Here is a 1880-nt window from a genome sequence, read left to right as displayed (position 1 = left end):
GGCAATTTCTGATACGGTTAACGATAGTGAACCTATACCGATAGCTGCAAAAAGTGTTGAGAGTAATATGCCATTATGAGTATGGTGCAAGTAAAATGCTAAACTTATAGAGATAATTCCTACAAAAATATCCCAATAATCTTCAAAAAAATATTCAAATAAACTTTCTTTTTTTTCTACAGTGCTTTCTTCACTCCGAGAGGGTTGCGAATCACTCAAGTTTTATCTCCTTAAAATTAAAACTAAATTATATCAAATTTCTTTTATTTATAGCTTCACTAAACTTCCAAACTCTTTTTGCTTTTAAAACTTCTTTGTGAGAAACATCACAAATCATTAATTCTTCCTCATCTCCTAAGTGATTTAAAAGCTCTCCATTTGGTGAGATTAAAAAAGAATCTCCATAAAAATCCCAACTAACTTCTTTATCTTTATATGAGCCTATTCTGTTTGCTCTTAAAAGATAGCAGTTATGAGTAAAAGCTCTTGTTTTAGAGATAGCTTCCCATCTCTCAAAAGAACCAAAAGTTGAAACACTAGGAACTAAAACAACATCTATTTGTTTGTTATCTATAAACTCCCATAGTTTGTCAAAATGGATTTCAAATCCTGCCATAACGGCAAACTTCATATTTTTAACTTTAAAAGTTAGTGGAGATTTTAATTGTGATATTGGGTTTGCAAAAAACTTTTCTTCATTCCAATGAGAGTAGTTTATAAGAAGTTGTTGATAATAGTATGAGATGCTTTTTGGTGAAAATTTTACTATAACTTCATAAGGTTTTTTATTTTTTACTATTATCATCGGAGCAATTATCGTCATATCATAATCCCTAGCCCTCTCTTTTAGCACCTTGCTTTGGATTTTAGATGACTCATCTATCATCTCTAGTGAGAGATTTTGAAGCTCTTTAAAAAATGGGTTTAGGATGTATTCACCTAAAACTAAAACTTTCACCTCTTTTTTGTTGGCTATTCTTATATAGTTGTAGAGTTTTGTAGAGCTTAGCCCTTGAGAGTTTAGTTGTAATACTGCTATTTTCATGAGTTGTTTTTTATCTCGTTTATTTTCAGTTTTGCTTCTTCAAGCATTTTTGTAGCTTCATTTAACTCTTTTATCCCCTCTTCATAAGCTTTTACACTTTGAGCTAATGTGATTTGAGGATCAACTAGTTTTTGTAAAATTTTTCTTGCATTTTCTATCTTTTGTTCAAAACTAACTTTATTTTCCATCAAGCACCTCTTTTATATAAAAATCAAATTTTTCCAACTCAACTAAAAAAGCATCATGACCATAATCGCTATCTATATCGATATATGTATGGTTTGTATTTCCAAGAGAGTTTAAGACATCGCTTATATGCTTCATCTCAGAGTTTCTAAAAAGCATATCTTCTTTAAAAGAGATAAGCATAAGGTTTGATTCTATCTTTTTAAGTGCATCGCTTAGTGAGTCAAATCCTCTTGAAATATCATAAATATTTATCGCTTTTGTTATATACAAATATGAAAGTGGGTCAAACCATTTTGTAAAGTTATAGCCGTTATACTCTAGGTATGATTCAACTTGAAACTTGCCAAAAAGCTCATAAAGTCCGTCGGTTCTTTTGTATTCTCTACCAAATTTTCGCTCCATCGAAGCATGAGATAAAAAGCTGATGTGTCCGGCCATTCTACCTACTGCCATACCGCTTAGGCCTTGTTCTTTTATGATATCCGAGTCATAATATCCGTTTGCAAAATTGGGGTCTTTTAAGATTGCTTCTTGAGCTATTTTATTAAAAGCTATCGCCCATGGCTGAGTTGCATAAGTTGTTGCTAGTGCTATGATATTGTCTGCAAACTTAGGGTAGTGGATACCAAAATGAAGAGCTTGCATA

At 31.7% G+C, this 1880-nt stretch carries 3 protein-coding genes and 1 pseudogene; all 4 read right to left on the bottom strand.

Annotated features, from left to right (window positions below; all coding sequences use genetic code 11):
• Positions 1–219 (bottom strand): annotated as a pseudogene (locus AC30RD_RS08910) (hypothetical protein); the annotation flags it as partial.
• A gap of 28 nt (positions 220–247) precedes the next feature.
• Complete coding sequence (locus AC30RD_RS08905; RefSeq protein WP_489494163.1) at positions 248–1045, bottom strand: carbon-nitrogen hydrolase family protein; 798 nt, start codon at positions 1043–1045, stop codon at positions 248–250.
• A complete protein-coding gene (xseB, locus tag AC30RD_RS08900; RefSeq protein WP_489494162.1) occupies positions 1042–1233 on the bottom strand; it encodes an exodeoxyribonuclease VII small subunit in 192 nt (63 codons plus the stop codon). Before xseB ends, AC30RD_RS08905 begins: the two co-directional genes overlap by 4 nt.
• Positions 1223–1880 (bottom strand): homoserine O-acetyltransferase family protein (locus AC30RD_RS08895; RefSeq protein ID WP_489494160.1); only part of this gene is annotated, 658 nt, incomplete at its 5' end. The genes AC30RD_RS08895 and xseB, both read right to left, overlap by 11 nt.

This window comes from Nitrosophilus sp. (assembly GCF_982775275.1).
Note: the sequence above shows the minus strand (reverse complement) of the source record. Positions and strands in the feature narration are given on the sequence as shown.